The 16,227-nt window shown below is 60.8% G+C and carries 17 protein-coding genes, 1 tRNA gene and 1 pseudogene; 13 read left to right on the top strand and 6 right to left on the bottom strand.

Annotated elements, in window-relative coordinates:
• Both ACVW0R_RS12635 and ACVW0R_RS12630 read right to left on the bottom strand, forming a co-directional pair.
• A pseudogene (locus ACVW0R_RS12635) lies at positions 1–69 on the bottom strand (IS607 family transposase); the annotation flags it as partial.
• A 54-nt stretch (positions 70–123) separates the two neighbouring features.
• Positions 124–648, bottom strand: coding sequence for a DnaJ domain-containing protein (locus tag ACVW0R_RS12630; RefSeq protein WP_457502143.1), 525 nt, complete (start codon positions 646–648; stop codon positions 124–126).
• Positions 649–998: 350 nt separating this feature from the next.
• Between ACVW0R_RS12630 and ACVW0R_RS12625 the strand changes: the two genes are divergently transcribed.
• The 5 genes from ACVW0R_RS12625 (at position 999) to ACVW0R_RS12605 (ending at position 6,510) form a co-directional block, all read left to right on the top strand.
• Positions 999–1,754 (top strand): ankyrin repeat domain-containing protein, encoded by a 756-nt coding sequence (locus tag ACVW0R_RS12625; protein WP_099812733.1) that lies wholly within the window; start codon positions 999–1,001, stop codon positions 1,752–1,754.
• 731 nt (positions 1,755–2,485) lie between these two features.
• Positions 2,486–2,836, top strand: coding sequence for a hypothetical protein (locus tag ACVW0R_RS12620; RefSeq protein WP_011431451.1), 351 nt, complete (start codon positions 2,486–2,488; stop codon positions 2,834–2,836).
• A 282-nt stretch (positions 2,837–3,118) separates the two neighbouring features.
• On the top strand, positions 3,119–4,039 hold the full coding sequence (locus tag ACVW0R_RS12615) for an L-lactate dehydrogenase (RefSeq protein ID WP_011431453.1): 921 nt from the start codon (positions 3,119–3,121) through the stop codon (positions 4,037–4,039).
• 79 nt (positions 4,040–4,118) lie between these two features.
• Positions 4,119–4,829 (top strand): tRNA (guanosine(46)-N7)-methyltransferase TrmB, encoded by a 711-nt coding sequence (gene trmB, locus ACVW0R_RS12610; RefSeq protein ID WP_011431454.1) that lies wholly within the window; start codon positions 4,119–4,121, stop codon positions 4,827–4,829.
• 67 nt (positions 4,830–4,896) lie between these two features.
• Positions 4,897–6,510 (top strand): CPBP family intramembrane glutamic endopeptidase, encoded by a 1,614-nt coding sequence (locus ACVW0R_RS12605; protein ID WP_011431455.1) that lies wholly within the window; start codon positions 4,897–4,899, stop codon positions 6,508–6,510.
• 12 nt (positions 6,511–6,522) lie between these two features.
• Here ACVW0R_RS12605 and ACVW0R_RS12600 read toward each other — a convergent pair whose 3' ends face one another.
• Genes ACVW0R_RS12600 through ACVW0R_RS12590 form a run of 3 tightly spaced genes read right to left on the bottom strand, consistent with a single transcriptional unit; the run spans position 6,523 to position 9,340 of the window.
• Entirely contained in the window at positions 6,523–7,548 is a 1,026-nt protein-coding gene (locus tag ACVW0R_RS12600; RefSeq protein ID WP_011431456.1) for a J domain-containing protein, read from the bottom strand.
• Positions 7,506–8,432, bottom strand: a complete 927-nt coding sequence (locus ACVW0R_RS12595) for an ABC transporter substrate-binding protein (RefSeq protein ID WP_457502142.1) — start codon at positions 8,430–8,432, stop codon at positions 7,506–7,508. The genes ACVW0R_RS12600 and ACVW0R_RS12595 overlap by 43 nt, the downstream gene beginning before the upstream one ends.
• 41 nt (positions 8,433–8,473) lie before the next feature.
• Complete coding sequence (locus ACVW0R_RS12590; RefSeq protein ID WP_457502141.1) at positions 8,474–9,340, bottom strand: inositol monophosphatase family protein; 867 nt, start codon at positions 9,338–9,340, stop codon at positions 8,474–8,476.
• Positions 9,341–9,643: 303 nt separating this feature from the next.
• On the opposite strand from ACVW0R_RS12590, the gene ACVW0R_RS12585 reads away from it, so the two are divergent.
• The 6 genes from ACVW0R_RS12585 to coaD all read left to right on the top strand — a co-directional run bounded on the left by ACVW0R_RS12585 (position 9,644) and on the right by coaD (position 14,031).
• Positions 9,644–10,246: an FHA domain-containing protein gene (locus ACVW0R_RS12585; protein ID WP_228375359.1), complete on the top strand. Its 603-nt coding sequence runs from the start codon at positions 9,644–9,646 to the stop codon at positions 10,244–10,246.
• 20 nt (positions 10,247–10,266) lie between these two features.
• A tRNA-Gln gene (locus tag ACVW0R_RS12580) sits at positions 10,267–10,338 on the top strand.
• A gap of 211 nt (positions 10,339–10,549) precedes the next feature.
• Positions 10,550–12,037 (top strand): cobyric acid synthase, encoded by a 1,488-nt coding sequence (locus ACVW0R_RS12575; RefSeq protein WP_457502140.1) that lies wholly within the window; start codon positions 10,550–10,552, stop codon positions 12,035–12,037.
• A 68-nt stretch (positions 12,038–12,105) separates the two neighbouring features.
• Positions 12,106–13,116 carry a UDP-glucose 4-epimerase GalE gene (gene galE / locus ACVW0R_RS12570; protein WP_011431461.1) on the top strand — a complete coding sequence of 337 codons (1,011 nt, stop codon included), beginning with the start codon at positions 12,106–12,108 and terminating at the stop codon, positions 13,114–13,116.
• 71 nt (positions 13,117–13,187) lie between these two features.
• Positions 13,188–13,523, top strand: a complete 336-nt coding sequence (gene cutA, locus ACVW0R_RS12565) for a divalent-cation tolerance protein CutA (RefSeq protein WP_414401745.1) — start codon at positions 13,188–13,190, stop codon at positions 13,521–13,523.
• 25 nt (positions 13,524–13,548) lie between these two features.
• Positions 13,549–14,031 (top strand): pantetheine-phosphate adenylyltransferase, encoded by a 483-nt coding sequence (gene coaD, locus ACVW0R_RS12560; RefSeq protein ID WP_457502139.1) that lies wholly within the window; start codon positions 13,549–13,551, stop codon positions 14,029–14,031.
• Here the strand turns inward: coaD and psbQ are convergent.
• Entirely contained in the window at positions 14,020–14,442 is a 423-nt protein-coding gene (gene psbQ, locus ACVW0R_RS12555; RefSeq protein WP_414347004.1) for a photosystem II protein PsbQ, read from the bottom strand. The two genes, coaD and psbQ, sit on opposite strands and share 12 nt — an antisense overlap.
• Before the next feature lie 163 nt (positions 14,443–14,605).
• Here psbQ and ACVW0R_RS12550 point away from each other — a divergent pair, with 163 nt between their 5' ends.
• Positions 14,606–15,784, top strand: a complete 1,179-nt coding sequence (locus ACVW0R_RS12550) for a TRC40/GET3/ArsA family transport-energizing ATPase (protein ID WP_414390718.1) — start codon at positions 14,606–14,608, stop codon at positions 15,782–15,784.
• A gap of 267 nt (positions 15,785–16,051) precedes the next feature.
• Positions 16,052–16,227, top strand: a 176-nt coding sequence (locus ACVW0R_RS12545) for a MerR family DNA-binding transcriptional regulator (protein WP_457502144.1), incomplete at its 3' end; no start/stop codon positions are given.

Genomic DNA, 16,227 nt, shown 5'->3' with positions numbered 1-16,227 from the left:
TCGCCTCAAGGTGTGGAGACACACCCCAAAATAATCCGCCGCTTCTCTCGGTTTTACATACCTAGCCATACCAAGCAGCCATACTGAACATACTGTACATTATTTTCAGTATAGTCCAGCATATCATTGACTAGAGTCATGCTCTGTGGCCAAAGCTTTTCTCAAGTAAGCCTCTGCCTGCTGGTAGCGACCCTCGCAGATTAAATGATTGCCGAAGCGCTGATAGGCCAAAGCCAAGATGTGGATGGCTTCCTTGGAGTTGGGAAACCGCTTCAGCAGCGCCTCCGCCAGAGCCACTGCCGTGGGCAACTTACGCTCGCGCCAAGCCGCCTTGACGCGGGCAATCCCTGCCTCAAGGGATTCCCGAGCCGGTGGTTCTGCTGAGATGGAGCCTGACCCAGTGGTGCGTACAACCACGCGCCTTTCCCCCCTCACAGAACTGGGTGGAGAGTGTCGTTGGGCGTCGTAGCGCCGCCGCTCTTCAGGGTTGCTCAGCACTTGGTAGGCCTGGTAGATCTGCTCAAATCGTTCTCGGGATCCCTCTCCTGCCACATCGGGGTGAAACTGCCGCGCCAACCGGCGAAAGGCTCGCTTGATATCTTCGCTGTTCGCTTGGGGAGAGAGGTTCAGGATTGCATAGTAGTCCATGAGCGGCAGCAGAAGAGAGGGTGAGGGGCTGCTGAACCTGGGCGAAGAGTCAGCTCTGGCTCGGAGCTACGCCGATCATGCCATGCCAACCTGGGCTGAACCAAGGGATCCCCTCGGCGCTCATGCAATTTAGATCCAATCTAGTAGAGAATCATTCTCATGTTGAGGCATGGTGCTGCATTGACCATTCTGACTGAGCGCTAAGAGGCATCTCTTCGCACAGCTACCTCAGAGGCAGGGATCCAGTGCTAGACTTTGCCCAAGTTGTAAATTCCAGACTTTGCCTAACTCTACTCCTAACTGTTCTCAAAGTACTTTTAGCTGTCTCTAAGTCCTATTTCTGAGTGACTATGAGCGAAGCACTGCACCGCGCCCTTGCCAATGAAGACCCGCAAGGATTGCTGGCTTACTTGCAGCAAGGGGGAGATGTGAATGCTCCCGATTCGCAGGGGTTCACCCCGCTTCACAAAGCAGTACTCATCGGCAATCTGGAGCTGTTGGACTTGCTTTTGGCTTATGGCGCTTCCGTCGACTCGATGGATTCCACAGGGGCTACGCCGCTCCATTTGGCTGCTGCCAGCGGCCAGGTGGAAGTGGTGGAGCGGCTTCTCAAGGCAGGCAGCGATATCGATCTGCTAGATCGCTATGGATACACTCCTCTCCATCGGGCTGCCCTAACCGATCAGGCAGAAGTTATTGGTCTGCTGATCCAAAAAGGGGCAAAAACCTGTGGCGTTCTCCACTGGGCTACAGCTACGGGTAGGAAAAGCGTTCTCGCCCGCTTGCTCTCCAAGGGGGCACCGGTGGATGCCGTTGATGAGACGGGGCGAACTCCTCTGCACGAGGCGGCCACACAAGGACACTTGGGCATCGCTCGCTTTCTCATTTTGTACGGGGCCGATGTCAACGCGCGCAACCGCTTCGGGGCGACACCCATGCACTGGGCTGCCTGGGAAGGGCATATCCAGATCCTAGAGCTGCTGTTGGAAAATGGGGCCGAATTAAACCCCCGCAATCACGATGGACACACTCCCCTCGCCTATGCCCAGAAACGTCAGCACAGGCTAGCTGCCCAATGGCTGCAAGACCGAGGCGCAACCCTTTAGTTTGGCTTAAGGGATCCCTACTTCTTGGGAGACGGGAGATAGAGTTGGAAGGAATTCCACAGAAAAAGGAGAGAGGATGTTAGATTTCCCCTCTCCGATCTCTTCGTCGCGGTTAGCGTTAACGCCATCTAGATTCTAATCGATAACTCGCATCTGGTTCAATTCCTTTCTCCAGATTTTAATCTTCTTCCAACATCATTTTTTAGAGAACAAAACAAAGACGGAACAGCTAGCTTGTTCCGAAAACATCCGTTTATCTCCTTACTTTCTAGAGGATTGGTAGCCATTCCAAATAGCTCAAGATACTTCCCCAGCGCTTCACGCCGCTTTCGCTTGCTGGCCCGCCGACGCAAGCGCGATCACCCTCGACTGCTACCTCCTACTTCAACACGATGTTGGCGGAAAACCTCCCCCTCTCCCATTAATTGATATTTAGTCTCATTAACTTTGTGGAGAAAAAGGGATCCCTGCCAAGCGCAGGATGGCCAGTTCCGCCGGCGCGGGATCCCTGCTGCGTCCAAGACAAGAGAGGAAGACTGATGGATATGACTCCACCACTCAACCGGGTGACAGTATAGCACTATTGAGATTAAGTTGCAATATATTCCCATGGCACATCGGTTCCTCTTTGATAAAGACTTGCATCAAACCGAGTGAGTCTGGTAGAGTACCTAGCTAAAGTAGTTGGAAAAATTTGCAGCTAGGTCTTCGCAGGTTGCGGAGTGGTGAGCATGACATGGCAACAGGTTCAGGCGGGCGTGTGGTGTCGGCAGTTGGGGCAATTGGCGCCCCAGTGGTGGCTGGGGTGGAGTCCTGAGCAGGGCTTCCGGCTCTATCGCCAAGAGTCCCTACCTTCTCTCTCTGCTTTGCGGATTCGCTGCCAAGAGCGAGATGGCTGGCTGGATGTGTTTTTGGGAGAAGCGGAGCAACATCTCCAGCGGCGGCGCAGTCTCTTAGACGCAACGGCGCGGGTGGCTTTGCACTACTTGCCGGAAGAGCTGGTTCAGATTCGGTCTCTTCCACGTCCTCATGAGCGCATTCCTCTGGAGCTTTGGCAGCGGCTAACCCAGCAACGGAGTTGAGGTCTACCCAAGAATTCTTAAAAAACCATTAAAACCCTTACTGAGCTGCATTCAAAGTCACTTCACCCCGCGGGGATCCGAGGCGACCGGGAAGGCGGAAGTTCTCTTCCCTTCCAGCCTTTCTTGCTCTGGGGAGCGATAGCCCCTCTGCTCTTTTTCTCTCCGCCTGGCCAGGCTTAAGCTGGGAAGGGAAGTGCAGCGGCTGAAGCCATGACCGTTTCTGAGCACCAACCCAAGCCACGCTTTGAGCAGCAAGCCGGTGGGCTGACTGCTCGCCGCCTTTTGAAGGGATCCATCATCGGCGCCGGGCAGGTGGGCATGGCCTGCGCCTACGCGATGCTTATCCAGAACACCCTCGATGAGCTGGTGATCCACGACATCGACCGCGCCAAGCTGGAAGGGGAAGTGATGGATCTGGTGCATGGGATCCCCTTTGTCGAGCCGACGCGGATCTGGGCAGGGGAGCTGGCCGATTGTGCCGGGTCAGACGTGGTGATTGTGACGGCGGGGGCCAAGCAGCGGCCTGGAGAAACCCGTTTGGATTTGGTTCACCGCAACGTCGAGATCTTCAAAAGCTTGATCCCGGCCCTGATGGAGCATTGCCCCAGCGCCATTTTCCTGGTGGTGAGCAACCCCGTTGACGTCATGACCTATGTTTCCCTGAAGTTAGCGGGGCTGCCGGCGGGGCAGGTGCTGGGGTCGGGAACGGTTTTGGATACGGCTCGCTTTCGCTATCTGTTGGCCCAGAGGCTGGGGGTGGATCCGCGCAGCCTGCACGCCTACATCATCGGCGAACATGGGGATAGCGAGGTGGCCGTCTGGAGCAAGGTGAACATCGCCGGCACGCCGATTGGCCAGCTCTCGCCGGAATGGGATCCCGCCCATTTGGGCGATATCTTCGAGCAGGTGCGCAATGCCGCCTATGAGATCATCCGCCGCAAAGGGGCCACCAGCTATGCCATTGGTCTGGGGGTGGCACAAATTGTCCAGGCCCTGGTACGGGATCAGCGGCGCGTTTTAACCGTGAGCAGCCTCACCCAGGGAGAATATGACCTGCCGGAGGTCTGCCTTAGTTTGCCGAGAGTGGTCGGTCGGCAAGGGGTGGAGCGCACGCTGGCCATGTCCCTCACCGAGAGCGAGCGGCAGCAACTGCACCGCTCTGCCCACATCTTGCGGCAAGTCATCGACAGCATCCGGTGGTAGAGCTGGGCTGCCGGATCCCGTTTGTTTTGGATCCACCGTTGGGTTCGCTACGGCTGTGGCTGACGGCAGGAGGTGGTCTGTGGAAGCGGACGTGCAGCGAGCACAGCAGGCCCAACTTGAGAAAGGCTCCTCTGTTCCCCCCTGGACAGGGATCCCGCTGCAGAAGGGTCTCGGCCAGCGACTGCGGCAACACGTCAACCCCCTGCAGGCTCAGTACCAACAACCCACCCCCCCACCCCACTGGGAACGGGTGTATCGGCGACTGGGGCAGCCCTTGCATTTGGATATCGGCTCAGGGAGCGGACGCTTTTTGCTGCGCATGGCCCAGGAGCAGCCCGACTGGAACTTTTTGGGGGTAGAGATTCGACAGCCGCTGGTGGAGCGGGCCAATGCTTGGCGGGACGAGCTGGGGCTGGATAACGTCCATTTTCTGTTTGCCAACATCAACGTCTCCCTGCGGCATCTGTTTGCGCCGGGAGATCTCAGCCGGGTCACCATCCAATTTCCGGATCCCTGGTTTAAAAAGCGCCATCACAAGCGGCGGATCGTCCAACCGCGACTGGTGGCGGATCTGGCCCTGCTGCTGCAACCGGGCAGCCCCGTCTTCCTGCAGTCGGACGTGCGGGAAGTGGCCGAGGAGATGGTCGATCGTTTCCTAGAGCATCCGCAGTTTTGGAATCCCTACCAGGGGCCCATCGATGACAACCCCTTCGGCATTCCCACCGAGCGGGAGTGGCAGTGCCTGCAGTTGGGTCTGCCCATCTACCGTTATTGGCTAGAGCGACGCTGACCCCTTTATCCGGCTGAAGCCAATAGAAGCTAGGATATAACCCGCTGGAGTTGCCTCGGTTGCTGCCATGTCTCCCTCTGAAGCCACGGCCTCTGTCGATCCCTTTTCCGCTTGGCTTTCTGTTCGCCGAGGGATCCTCAACCTGCTGAGCCTATTGGCCCTTTTGATTGTCGGGCTTTCGCTTTCCAGCAGTTGGTTTCAGCCGCCGCCGCAAACGCAGTTGGATCTGTTGCAAACCAATCTCGCCCTGCAGGCTGCCCGCACCCTCGACGATCCCCGCTATCAGGACCTGGCGCGGGCTCTGCTGGGGCAGAACGTTTTCGAGCTGGCCCACAATCGCTACCAGCAGGTGGCCGACAACTACGCCGAACGCCTGCAGCGCCTCAAACGGATGGCACGGCTGGAAAGGGCGACTTCCTCGGCAGGGGGCAAACCCGAATTGGCCAGGGTATCAGATGCGGTGGGGCCGGCCTCAACCCCAGAAGAAGTGGATCCCGTCCTCCTGGCTTCTGTCCAGGATCTGCAGGCGGAGCTGGACGCCCTGCGGCTGCGCCTGGGTCTGCTCTACGTCTACCAGGAGGATCTGGAGGCAGCCCAGCAGCAGTGGCAAGAGGTAGTCGATCCAGAACGTCCCTTGGAGCTGGAATCCGGCCAGAAGAGGGTGGCACAGGTTTTACAAGGGCTGTGGGGAACGCCACGGCGCATCTTGCCAGAGGCCGAGGTGCAAATCCGCAACCACCTGGACGGTTGGTTTGAGGCGGTGGCCCTGCAGCAGCTCTACCGGCTGCAACAGCGCAGCGACAGCCTCAATGCCCTCAACCAGCAGCAGGAAAAATTGGCCTTGGCAGCCCTGTTCCGGCTGGCGGTGGTGGGCGGGATCCCGCTGCTGGGGGCGCTGCTGGGGCTGGTGCTCTTGTTGGGCTGGCTGGGCTGGAGCTTCTGGCGCCAACGTCCTCTTGTGGGCCCGCCGTGGGAGGTGCCTTGGCCGGGGATCGGGGCGCAGGCGGTCCTGACCGGTTGGTTTTTGGGTTTCATTCTCCTCAATGCGCTGGTGCCTCGCCTTTACACGGTCGGGCTCGGCCTGGGGACGCAGCAGCTCAGCCCTTGGCATCAGGCGGTGGCCCTGTTTCTCACCTACAATGCGGGCGCTCTGCTGGGGGCGGCGCTGTTGTACCGGCTTCTTCGGCTCTATCCCGGTTGGCAGAAGGTGCTGCAGGTGCGGCTGTGGGGCCCTTGGATCCTCTGGGGCCTGGGCGGCTACTGGGCGGCCCTGCCTTTGGTGGTGCTGGCAGCGGCGCTGTCGCAGTTGCTGCTGCCCCAGGCAGGGGGCGGGAACCCCATCTTGCCTCTGCTGCTGGAGAGCCATGGCTGGGGGGCGCGCTTGGTGTTTTTGGCCGTGGTGTCTGTCTGTGCCCCTGTTTTTGAGGAGGTGCTGTTCCGGGGCTTTTGGCTGCCGACGCTGAGCCGCTACTTGCCGATGGGGGCTGCCATCTTGCTCAGCGCCTTCACCTTTGCCCTTGCCCACCTCAACCTTTCCGATCTGTTGCCTTTGACCATGCTGGGGGTGGTGCTGGGGGTGGTGTACAGCCACAGCCGCAACCTGCTGGCCCCCATCCTGTTGCACAGCCTCTGGAATACGGGATCCCTGGTCACGCTGCTGGTGTTGGGGGGCGCTTCCTGAGGGGAGTTTGGCCTACTTTTTCTTGCCGAAGAGGCGGCTCCAGAAGCCGCCGCTATCCTCTTTGCGCGGCGGTGGCACGATTTTCTGGGCCTGGGAGGTCTGACGGCTGGCCGAGGGAACGGGAACCGGCTGTTGGGTGGTGACCTGCTGCAGCCAGCGGCGCACCTCGGCCATCAACTCGGCGTTGGCCGGCTCGAGGCGGCTCGCCTGCAGGAAGTCGGCCTTGGCCATGCCAGCGTTGCCCTGCTTGAGGTGGGCGATACCTCGGTGCAGATAGTAACGGGCCACGTTGGGCTGGGCGCTGATGGCGAAGTTTAAATACTGGATGGCAACCCGGTACTGCTTGCGCTCGATCATGTCCAGCGCCTGCAGGAAGCGGGTCTCAGCGGGGCTAAGTTGCGGGGTTGGGGGCGAAGGAGGGGCGGGCTGGACAGGGGGAGCGGTGGGTGGAGCAGCCGGGATCCCGCCCAAGGTGGTGCGGCTGGGGGAAGGGGTTGGGATCCCCGTCGGGGTGGTGGTTTTGGCAGCAGGGGCGGGGATCCCTTTGTAGCCGGCCTTGAGCAGCAGGTAGGCTAGGTTGAGCTCGCTCAACTGCTCGGTTTTCTCCAGCAGGGTGGCCATAGAGCTGTATTGCTCTTTGGCCAGCTTCTCCACCCGCCGGACATATTCTTCCTGCCAATCGGCGCGCTCGGCCAGGTCTTTGACAGCTTCTCCAGTGGGCCACAGATCGGGGGGTGGCGACTCCAGCAGGCGTTGAACGCGCAGCTTGAGCACAGTCTCATATTCTGACCGCTCTCGCTCCTTGGCCAGCACCTCGTTGGCCGGGCTGACCAGCTTGGCGAAGAGGACGTTGGCCCGCTCTGCCCCTTCCGGATCCCCGACAAAGCGATCCGGGTGCAGAGCCTTGGCCGCCTGCAGGTAGCCGCGTCGGATCCCTTTGGCATCGGCGGTGAGGGGCACGCCCAAGATGGCGAAATGGTCGGTCTCGTAGCGGGCTAGCCCTCGGGTGAGGCGGGGGACATCAGAGTTGGATCCCATAGTTGCCACTTCTCCAAGATGCGTTGCAAAGTTCCGTTTTCGGTCAGGACTGCGATCGCCCCATCCACGGCTTCCTTCAGGGAAGGATGCTGTGAGGATACCACGCCCACCAAAGGAATCGGGAACAGAGGCGGCCCCGCCAGGCGCAGCCGGGATCCCGCCTGGCGCAGGCTCAGGGCGGCAACGGGCTGATCGACGAGCACCGCATCCAACTGGCCAGCCTGGAGCTGGGCAAACAAGCGATCCGGGTTGCTGGTGGCAAAAAGACGAATGGCGTTGCCCCGCCTCTCGTTGTACGCCTCCAACAGAGCGGCTCCCGTACTGTTAACTACAATGCCCACTTTGCGGCCAAAGAGTTGCGACAGCGCCTCAATGGGAGCTTCCTCTGGCCCGGGATCCCGTACCACCAAGCGCTGCGGGCTGAGGTAGTAGGGTCGGGTGGCGAGAAACTGCTGCGGATCCAAGCCCAAAGCTTCCCGCGCCCCCCAGATGAGATCCACCTCATTCGCTTGCAAAGCCGCCAACTGCTCGCTCCAAGCCACATAGACGGGCTCCACTCGCACCTGCAGCGTCTGGGCAAGCGCCTCCAGGATATCCCACTCGAAGCCGGCGTAGGTTTGCCGCTCCAGGTCGGTGTAGAGGTAAGCCGGGCCCAGGCTGGGATCCAGGCCAACCCGGATGCGCCCCCGCGCCTGAATCTCGGCCCAACGGGAATCGGGAACCTGTGCTCGCTCGCTGGCAGGAGCGGGCAGGGTCGGCTTTGGGGCAGGCTGAGGGTAGGCCGGGATCCCCAAGAGCAGCGCCAGGCCAAACCCTGCCGCCCAACAACGACGCCGGAGCTTTTTCCCGGCCAAGTTATCTCCCTTGCCTTGCGAAAGAGCCATGAGGGCCTTTGCGTAAACCTTACCCAATTTTCGCCTGATCTTTACCTGATCTTTAAACTTTGGCCGTTTTGCTCCCCAGACCGGCGATCCCGCCGCATGGGGAAGGAGACCGGCAGAGGGCTGACCTGGGCCAGTTCTTCCTGAAGAGCAGCGTGTAGCCAGCCGTTGCTGGCCAGCAGGCGGCCACTGTACACATCCACCGGGCTGCCATCGTAGGCGGTGACCTTGCCGCCCGCCTCTCGCACCAAGACAATCCCGGCGGCAATGTCCCAGGGGGAGAGGCCCCGCTCCCAATAGCCGTCCAACTGGCCGGTGGCCACGTAGGCCAAGTCCAGGGCAGCCGATCCACCTCGCCGCACTCCCTGGGTGAGGTGGGTGAAGTGGCAGAACTCGGCGTAGTTGTTGTCGGGGGTTTCGCGGCGGTCGTAGGCAAAGCCGGTAACCAGGAGACTGCGGGAGAGTTCGGTAGTAGAGGAGACGCGGATGGGTTTGCGGTTGCGGGTGGCTCCCATCCCTTGTACGGCGCGAAAGAGATCCCCCCGAAAGATGTCGCAGACCACCCCTAGCACCGGCTCCCGCCCCTCCAGCAGACCAATAGAGACGGCAGCAAAGGGATAGCCATGGGCAAAGTTGGTGGTGCCATCGAGGGGATCGATCATCCAGGCGTAGGCGCCCTGCGGGGATCCCTGCTGGCCGGATTCTTCCGTCAAGATCACATCTTCGGGGAAGTGCCGCCTTAAGATTTTCAAGATAAGCTCCTCGGAAGCGCGATCCGCTGCTGTTACCAAGTCGCCCGGACGTTTCTCCTCAATGGCAAGGGTGCCCCCCACGTAACTGCGCAGCAAAGCCCCTGCCTCCAGGGCCGCCTCTGTGGCCACATCTAACCGACGCAACAGGGCCTCCGTCACACCCACACCTCAAGGCTACAAACCTGCTACCCAGAATAGCCCGCCCGCGGCCAAGGCTGTGGCTCCCAAGGGATCCCTTAAAACGGGAATAGCTCCGACCTGAACCCAAACCCAATTTTTCCAATTTTTTTTAGGAAAAGGGAGTATCTCCAAGGCTGCCTGTGGTGTATAGTAGTGTACATTAAGGCCTATGAGTTTTCCACTAGCCCGCCAACGCCGGGGGGATGTTGGGTGTCTCCTAGTTTCTGGGAACTCTAGGGTTCAGGGAGTTGGACTGGAAGAGCCAGGCTGCCGGGCAGGTAGTTGAGCGTCGAGGAGGAAACGCTGTTGCCCCAGAGCTACGACGATTTTTTTACCTCTACTACGGCAGTGGGCAGAGGCCATCTGTCCGGCAGTCAGGACTTCGATCTGCCGTTGGATCTGTTCGACCAAGTCCCGCAGCAGCCGGTGTCTCACCCGGAGTTCACCCTGTCCGTCTGCCATCCTGTGCGGCCCTGCAGCTACATCCTGCGGGAGAGCATTTACACGATCGGACGGGATCCCTCCAATGCCATCCAGATTGTCAACCGCTTCGTCTCCCGCCGCCACGCCTATTTGGTGCGAGTGCCCACCAAGTCCAATCGCACAGGATTTACGTATTGTCTAGTCGACGGCAACCGCAAGGGGCAGTCCAGCACCAATGGGGTGTTCGTCAACGGCACGCGGGTAGCTACCCACTACTTGAGGAGTGGCGATGTTATCTACTTTGGGCCGGAGATCCGCGCCTACTTCTTCGAGGTGGCCCGCATTCCCCCTCTGCCCAACCCTTTTGAGGTCAACCCTGACCTCGGCAAAGGATCCAACTTGGTTCCTGAGGAGATGAGAGGTGGCCGCAGCCCGTTGACAGATCCAAGGTTGCATCGCTAAAGTAGTCAAGCAGTGTAAATTGGGGCATCGCCAAGCGGTAAGGCAGCGGGTTTTGGTCCCGCCATTCGGTGGTTCGAATCCATCTGCCCCAGTCTTAAGCTGGGCTAGGTCTGCTTGAGACAGCAGAAGGCTTTTTTGGGCAGTTCCCCTTCGCTGATTCGGGAACTTCCCGCTAGGCGCAAGGGTACGCTTTTTGCATTGCTGGCGCGAAGACTTTGGCCAGCAGAGGGCCAATCCGTCAACCTAGCGCAGTCGGCTTAGGGGAGAGGGTGGACAATCGGCCTGGGAGGGAAAGGGAGCCGAATGAGCAGTGCTTGCCGATCCTTGATGGTCGTGGGGACTTCTTCCCACGTGGGCAAAACCCTTTTGGTAGCTGCCCTCTGTCGCCTTCTCAAAAAGGCGGGGAAGAAGGTTGCCCCTTTCAAGGCCCAGAACATGTCGCTGAATGCCTACGTCACCCCGGAGGGCCATGAGATTGCCTATGCGCAGGCTCTGCAGGCTTGGGCCGCCGGGATCCCGCCCGCGGTGGAGATGAACCCGATTTTGCTCAAGCCGCAGGGCAACCTGACTTCCCAGGTCGTCCTCAACGGCGTGGCAGTAGATACCTGTCGCGCCGGCGAGTACTACGAGCGCTGGTTTGCGCCGGCCTGGGAGGCGGTGAAAACGGCCCTGGCCCGCTTGCAACAGCAGTACGAGTGGATTATCTGCGAGGGGGCAGGCAGCCCGGCGGAGGTAAACCTCAAACACCGGGATCTGGCCAACACGCGGGTGGCTTTGCATCTGGGATCTCCCACCTGGCTGGTGGCGGACATCGACCGGGGTGGGGCGCTGGCCCATGTGGTGGGCACCCTGCAGTTGCTGGAGCCGGCCGAGCGGGCCCTGATTCGCGGCATTGTTATCAACAAGTTTCGCGGCGCACGGGAGCTGCTGCAGCCCGGCCTGGATTGGCTGGAGAACTACACCGGGATCCCAGTGGTCGGAGTTCTGCCCTGGCTGGATTGGGTGCTGCCGCAAGAGGATTCGATGGGCCTTGAGGCGGGCCCTCAACTCTGGGAAAATCGCCGCGAACGTGCCGGGCGGGGGAGCTGCCTGGAGATTGCCGTGATCCGCCTGCCCCAGGTGGCCAATTTTTCCGATTTCGACCCCTTGCTGGCCGAGCCCAGCGTCCATCTGCGCTGGGTTCACCCCGGCCAGAGCCTGGGATCCCCCGATGTGGTCATCCTGCCCGGCAGCAAAACCACCCTCAAGGATCTGTTGGCATTGCAAAAGACCGGCCTGGCCGACCAACTGCGCCTCTATTCCGGCCACATCGTCGGCATCTGCGGCGGGCTGCAGATGTTGGGGCAAACCATCGCCGATCCCGCCGGCCTAGAGGGAGTTGCCGGCACCTACCCCGGGCTGGGCTTCCTGCCGCTGACTACTGTCTTGCAACCCACCAAGGTTACCCAGCAGGTGCAGACGCAAAGCCGCTGGCCCGCCCCCGCTCCCGTCCAGGGGTACGAAATCCATCAGGGATCCACCCAGGCCGATCCCGCTGGCTGCCTGCCGATCTTCGAGCAAGAAGGCCTGGGCTGGCGGGATCCCCCAGGCCGGGTCTGGGGCAGCTATCTACACGGCCTCTTCGACAACCACCGCTGGCGGCGCCACTGGCTAAACGAGCTGCGCCGCCAAAAAGGCTGGGATCCCTTGCCGGAGTTGGACGGCCACTATGCCCAGCAACGCGAAGAACTGCTGGATCGTCTGGCAGAGGCCTGGCGGCCTCATCTGGATTGGCATCAGCTCCTGGAATAGGCCGGGGCCATTGCCAAGGTCTGCAAGAGTAGCTGTATTCTAGACAGGAATTTCCTTCCCCCTGACCTATGCGGCTTCTGGTTACCGGCGGCGCGGGCTATATCGGCAGCCACACCTGTAAGGCCCTGGCAGCCCACGGCCACCTGCCAATTGCCTACGACAACCTGGTTTACGGCCACCCCTGGGCTGTTCGCTGGGGGCCCTTGGAAATTGGCGACATTGCCGACCGCCAGCGGCTGGATCAGGTCATTCGGCAGTATCGGCCCGAAGGGGTGATTCACTTTGCCGCCTATGCCTACGTGGGCGAGTCGGTCAAGGATCCGGGCAAATACTACCGCAACAACGTGGCCGGATCCCTGACCTTGCTGGAGGCCATGCGGGATCACGGGATCCCCTACCTTGTCTTCTCCAGCACCTGTGCCACCTACGGCGTGCCGGAGCAGATCCCGATCCCGGAAACCCACCCCCAGCGCCCCATCAACCCCTACGGCCAGAGCAAGCTGGTGGTGGAGCAGATGCTGCGGGACTTCCAGACCGCCCACGGGATCCGGTTTATCAGCCTGCGCTACTTCAACGCCGCCGGCGCCGATCCCGACGGAGAAATCGGCGAAGCCCACGACCCCGAAACCCACCTCATCCCCCTGGTGCTGGAAGTCGCCGCCGGCCAACGCCCCCACATCACTGTTTTTGGCGACGACTACGACACCCTCGATGGCACCTGTATCCGCGACTACATCCATGTCGCCGACCTGGCGCAGGCCCATGTGTTGGCCTTAGAAGCGCTGGCGTCTGGCCAGCCTGTGCAGGCAGCCTACAACCTGGGCAATGGCCAGGGCTTCTCTGTTCAGGAGGTGATCGCCACGGCAGCAGCGGTAACTGGAAGACAGATCCCGGTGCAAGTTGGAGCCCGTCGACCGGGGGATCCCCCCTGCTTGGTGGGCGATGCCACGGCCATCCAGCGGGATCTCAACTGGCAGCCCCGCTATGCCGACTTGGCCGAGATCCTGCAGACAGCTTGGCGCTGGCACCAAAGGCGGCCCTATTTTGCCAAGGCCACACCGCCGCTCCGGGGGGCTTGACCCAACTGGGATGGCGATCCGAGGATCCAGCGGTACGATCAGGGGAGGTCGACGCCTAGAGCTTGCTTCCGATGGAGGAAAAGACCGCCCCCGATACCCTGGCGGTTGTCATGACCACCGTGGGATCCGAAGCCGACGCCCATCGTTTGGCACACACTCTGGTGGCCGAGCGCTATGTGGCCTGTGCCCAGGTGCTGCCGCCGATCACCTCCTACTACCGCTGGCAGGGATCCCTGCAGAGGGAGGCCGAGTTTTTGCTGTTGCTCAAATTGCCCTCCACTGCTTATCCCCGCCTGGAACAGCGGCTGCGGCAGCTCCACCCCTACCAGGAGCCGGAGATCCTGGCTATCCCGGCCAGCCACGTGAGTGCAACCTATTTGGCGTGGGCGCGAGAGCAGGTAGGGTAAGGAAAAGCGGTACTCCCCTTAGACCATGATCGCCCTCTATCCTGGCAGCTTTGACCCGATCACCCTTGGGCACCTCGATATCATCGAGCGGGCCAGCCGCCTGTTTTCCAAGGTGATCGTCGCCGTCTTGAAAAACCCCAACAAGACCCCTCTGTTCAGCCCGGAGCAGCGGCAGGCTCAGATTAGCCTTTCTGTTGCCCACCTAAAAAACGTTGAGGTCGATGCTTTTTCCGGCTTGACAGTGGCTTATGCCCGCCAACGGGGGGCAAAAGTTATCCTGCGCGGCTTGCGCGTCTTGTCCGACTTTGACGTGGAGCTGCAGATGGCCCACACCAACAAGCTGCTGGCCCCCGAGCTGGAAACCCTTTTCCTTGCCACCGCCAGCGAACACAGCTTCGTCAGCAGCAGCCTGGTCAAGGAGGTGGCCAAGCTGGGCGGCCCCATCGATCACCTGGTGCCCCCGCCGGTAGTTCAAGATCTGCGGGAGCGTTTTCCCTTAGCTGGATGAAGGGATCCCTGCCTGGGAAAACAGGGCCTTCAGCTCTTGCAACGTCTTTCTCACCTTGGCCTGGGCCACCTCCACCTCCGGCTGGTCGTAGGCTTTGGCGGCAAAGTCCAGTTGCTCCAAGCCGCGGCCCATCTCCTTGGCCAGGCGCCGCATCTCCCGCTTGTGCTTGTCCGGCAGGGTGGCCGCCAGGCCGTTCAAGGTCTTGCGGGTCATGCCCATCGGCCCATGGATGTAGGAGCGGATCTCGAGCCAGTCCTCGGCATCCACCAGGCTCTGCAGCTGCTCCACCTGTTGCTCCAGCTGCTGCAGCTCTCGGGGCAAGGCGGCAGCCGCCTGGACGGGAAGGGATCCCAGCCACAGACCCAATGTGAGGATGGCAATCAGCAGCAGATTGGGCCAACGACGCATCATCTTACACCTCCCATCCGCCTTCACAGGCTTGCTTTCTGGCCGTTACTTCCTTGGCCAGCCATAGGCAATCAATAGTGTACCTGGTAACTGCCCTCCAGGCCGCTGTGGGCAGAGGGGCAAATCGGTTAGCCTAGAGCTGTAAAAGAACGTAAAGAGCGCTCCCATGCAACGCATCATCCTCATGACCGGCAAAGGTGGGGTCGGCAAGACCTCGATGGCGGCAGCAACCGGCTGGCGTTGTGCCGAGCTCGGCCTGAAGACCCTGGTGTTGAGCACGGATCCGGCCCACTCCTTGGCCGACAGTTTCGACCAGCCCCTGGGCCACGAGCCGGTGGAGGTCAAGCCCAACCTCTGGGGAGCAGAGCTAGACGCCCTGCAGGAGCTGGAGCTGAACTGGGGATCCGTCAAGACCTACATCACGCAGGTGTTGCAGGCCCGCGGGCTGGATGGCGTGCAGGCCCAGGAGCTGGCGGTGCTGCCGGGGATGGACGAGATCTTCGCCCTGGTGCGGGTCAACCGCCACTACGACGAGGGCAAGTTTGATGTGCTGATTATCGACTCGGCTCCCACCGGTACGGCCTTGCGCCTTTTGAGCCTGCCCGATGTTTCCGGCTGGTACATGCGCAAGTTCTACAAACCTTTGCAGGGGTTGGCGCGGGTGCTGCGCCCCATTGCCGAGCCGATTGTAAAAGGGCTAACCGGGATCCCCCTGCCGGATGACCAGGTGCTGGATGCCCCCTACGAGTTCTACCAGAAGATCGAGCGGCTGGAGCGCATCCTCACCGACAACCGCATCACCTCGGTGCGCCTAGTCACCAACCCCGAAAAGATGGTGATCAAGGAGTCGCTGCGGGCCCATGCCTACCTCAGCCTCTACGGCGTCGCCACCGATTTGGTGATTGCCAACCGCATTTTGCCGGAAGGGGTGGTGGATCCCTACTTTGCCGCCTGGAAGGCCGCCCAGCAGAAATATCGCCAGGAGATCCACGAGAACTTTGCCCCCCTGCCGGTGGTGGAGATCCCGCTTTACCCAGAGGAGCTGGTGGGGTGGGACGCCCTGGCCCGCCTGAAAAAGGATCTCTGGGGGGATCGCAACCCGGCGGAGGTGTTCTACGCCGAGCAGACGATGAACGTGGCTAGCGACAACGGCCAGTACCGCCTGGATCTGTACTTGCCCGGGATCCCAAAAGAGCAGGTGGAGCTGAGCAAAACTGGCGACGAGCTCAACATCCGCATTGGCAACCACCGCCGCAACCTGGTGTTGCCCCAGACCCTGGCCGCCATGAAGCCGGCCCGTGCCAAGATGGAGGAAGATTACCTGCGCATCCATTTTGCCGCCTGAAGCCGCAGGGCAGTGTCCTGCTTGCCGTTTGCCAAAAAGTAGGCTTGTTGGAGTTGTTCCTGGTCGAGAGTGGGCATATTTGCAGGACGGGAGGAACTCTGGCTGGAAGAGAGCCCACGGAGGGGTGGGGAAGCGCCTTCATCTAGCTGTAGCCCTCTTCGGGCAAGGAGTTGGGCAGCAGCCTGGTTGGCCTCCATCGGTGGGGCCTATTCTCCAACCGCTTGCCCTACACCGTCCAGCTTGAGCCATGCTGAATGGCTGCTTGGTATGGCTAGATATGTAAAACCGAGAGAAGCGGCGGATTATTTTGGGGTGTGTCTCCACACTTTGAGGCGATGGGAACAGAAGGGCTGGATCAAAGCAATACGTACTCCATCTGGTAGGGCAAGAAGGTATGACCTCGACAGCTACATCAGAACGCCAAAGAAAGCCAAACGAGTCGT

The organism is Thermostichus sp. MS-CIW-15 (assembly GCF_054060575.1).
This window is presented reverse-complemented; position numbering and strand designations above follow the sequence as displayed.

Bases quoted from the DNA above. Each gene is read 5' to 3' on its own strand.
- ACVW0R_RS12620 (WP_011431451.1), top strand. From the start codon at position 2,486: ATGACATGGCAACAGGTTCAGGCGGGCGTGTGGTGTCGGCAGTTGGGG.
- coaD (WP_457502139.1), top strand. From the start codon at position 13,549: ATGATCGCCCTCTATCCTGGCAGCTTTGACCCGATCACCCTTGGGCAC.
- ACVW0R_RS12605 (WP_011431455.1), top strand. From the start codon at position 4,897: ATGTCTCCCTCTGAAGCCACGGCCTCTGTCGATCCCTTTTCCGCTTGG.
- ACVW0R_RS12600 (WP_011431456.1), bottom strand. From the start codon at position 7,548: ATGGGATCCAACTCTGATGTCCCCCGCCTCACCCGAGGGCTAGCCCGC.
- ACVW0R_RS12575 (WP_457502140.1), top strand. From the start codon at position 10,550: ATGAGCAGTGCTTGCCGATCCTTGATGGTCGTGGGGACTTCTTCCCAC.
- ACVW0R_RS12630 (WP_457502143.1), bottom strand. From the start codon at position 648: ATGGACTACTATGCAATCCTGAACCTCTCTCCCCAAGCGAACAGCGAA.
- ACVW0R_RS12625 (WP_099812733.1), top strand. From the start codon at position 999: ATGAGCGAAGCACTGCACCGCGCCCTTGCCAATGAAGACCCGCAAGGA.
- galE (WP_011431461.1), top strand. From the start codon at position 12,106: ATGCGGCTTCTGGTTACCGGCGGCGCGGGCTATATCGGCAGCCACACC.
- psbQ (WP_414347004.1), bottom strand. From the start codon at position 14,442: ATGATGCGTCGTTGGCCCAATCTGCTGCTGATTGCCATCCTCACATTG.
- ACVW0R_RS12595 (WP_457502142.1), bottom strand. From the start codon at position 8,432: ATGGCTCTTTCGCAAGGCAAGGGAGATAACTTGGCCGGGAAAAAGCTC.
- cutA (WP_414401745.1), top strand. From the start codon at position 13,188: ATGGAGGAAAAGACCGCCCCCGATACCCTGGCGGTTGTCATGACCACC.
- ACVW0R_RS12550 (WP_414390718.1), top strand. From the start codon at position 14,606: ATGCAACGCATCATCCTCATGACCGGCAAAGGTGGGGTCGGCAAGACC.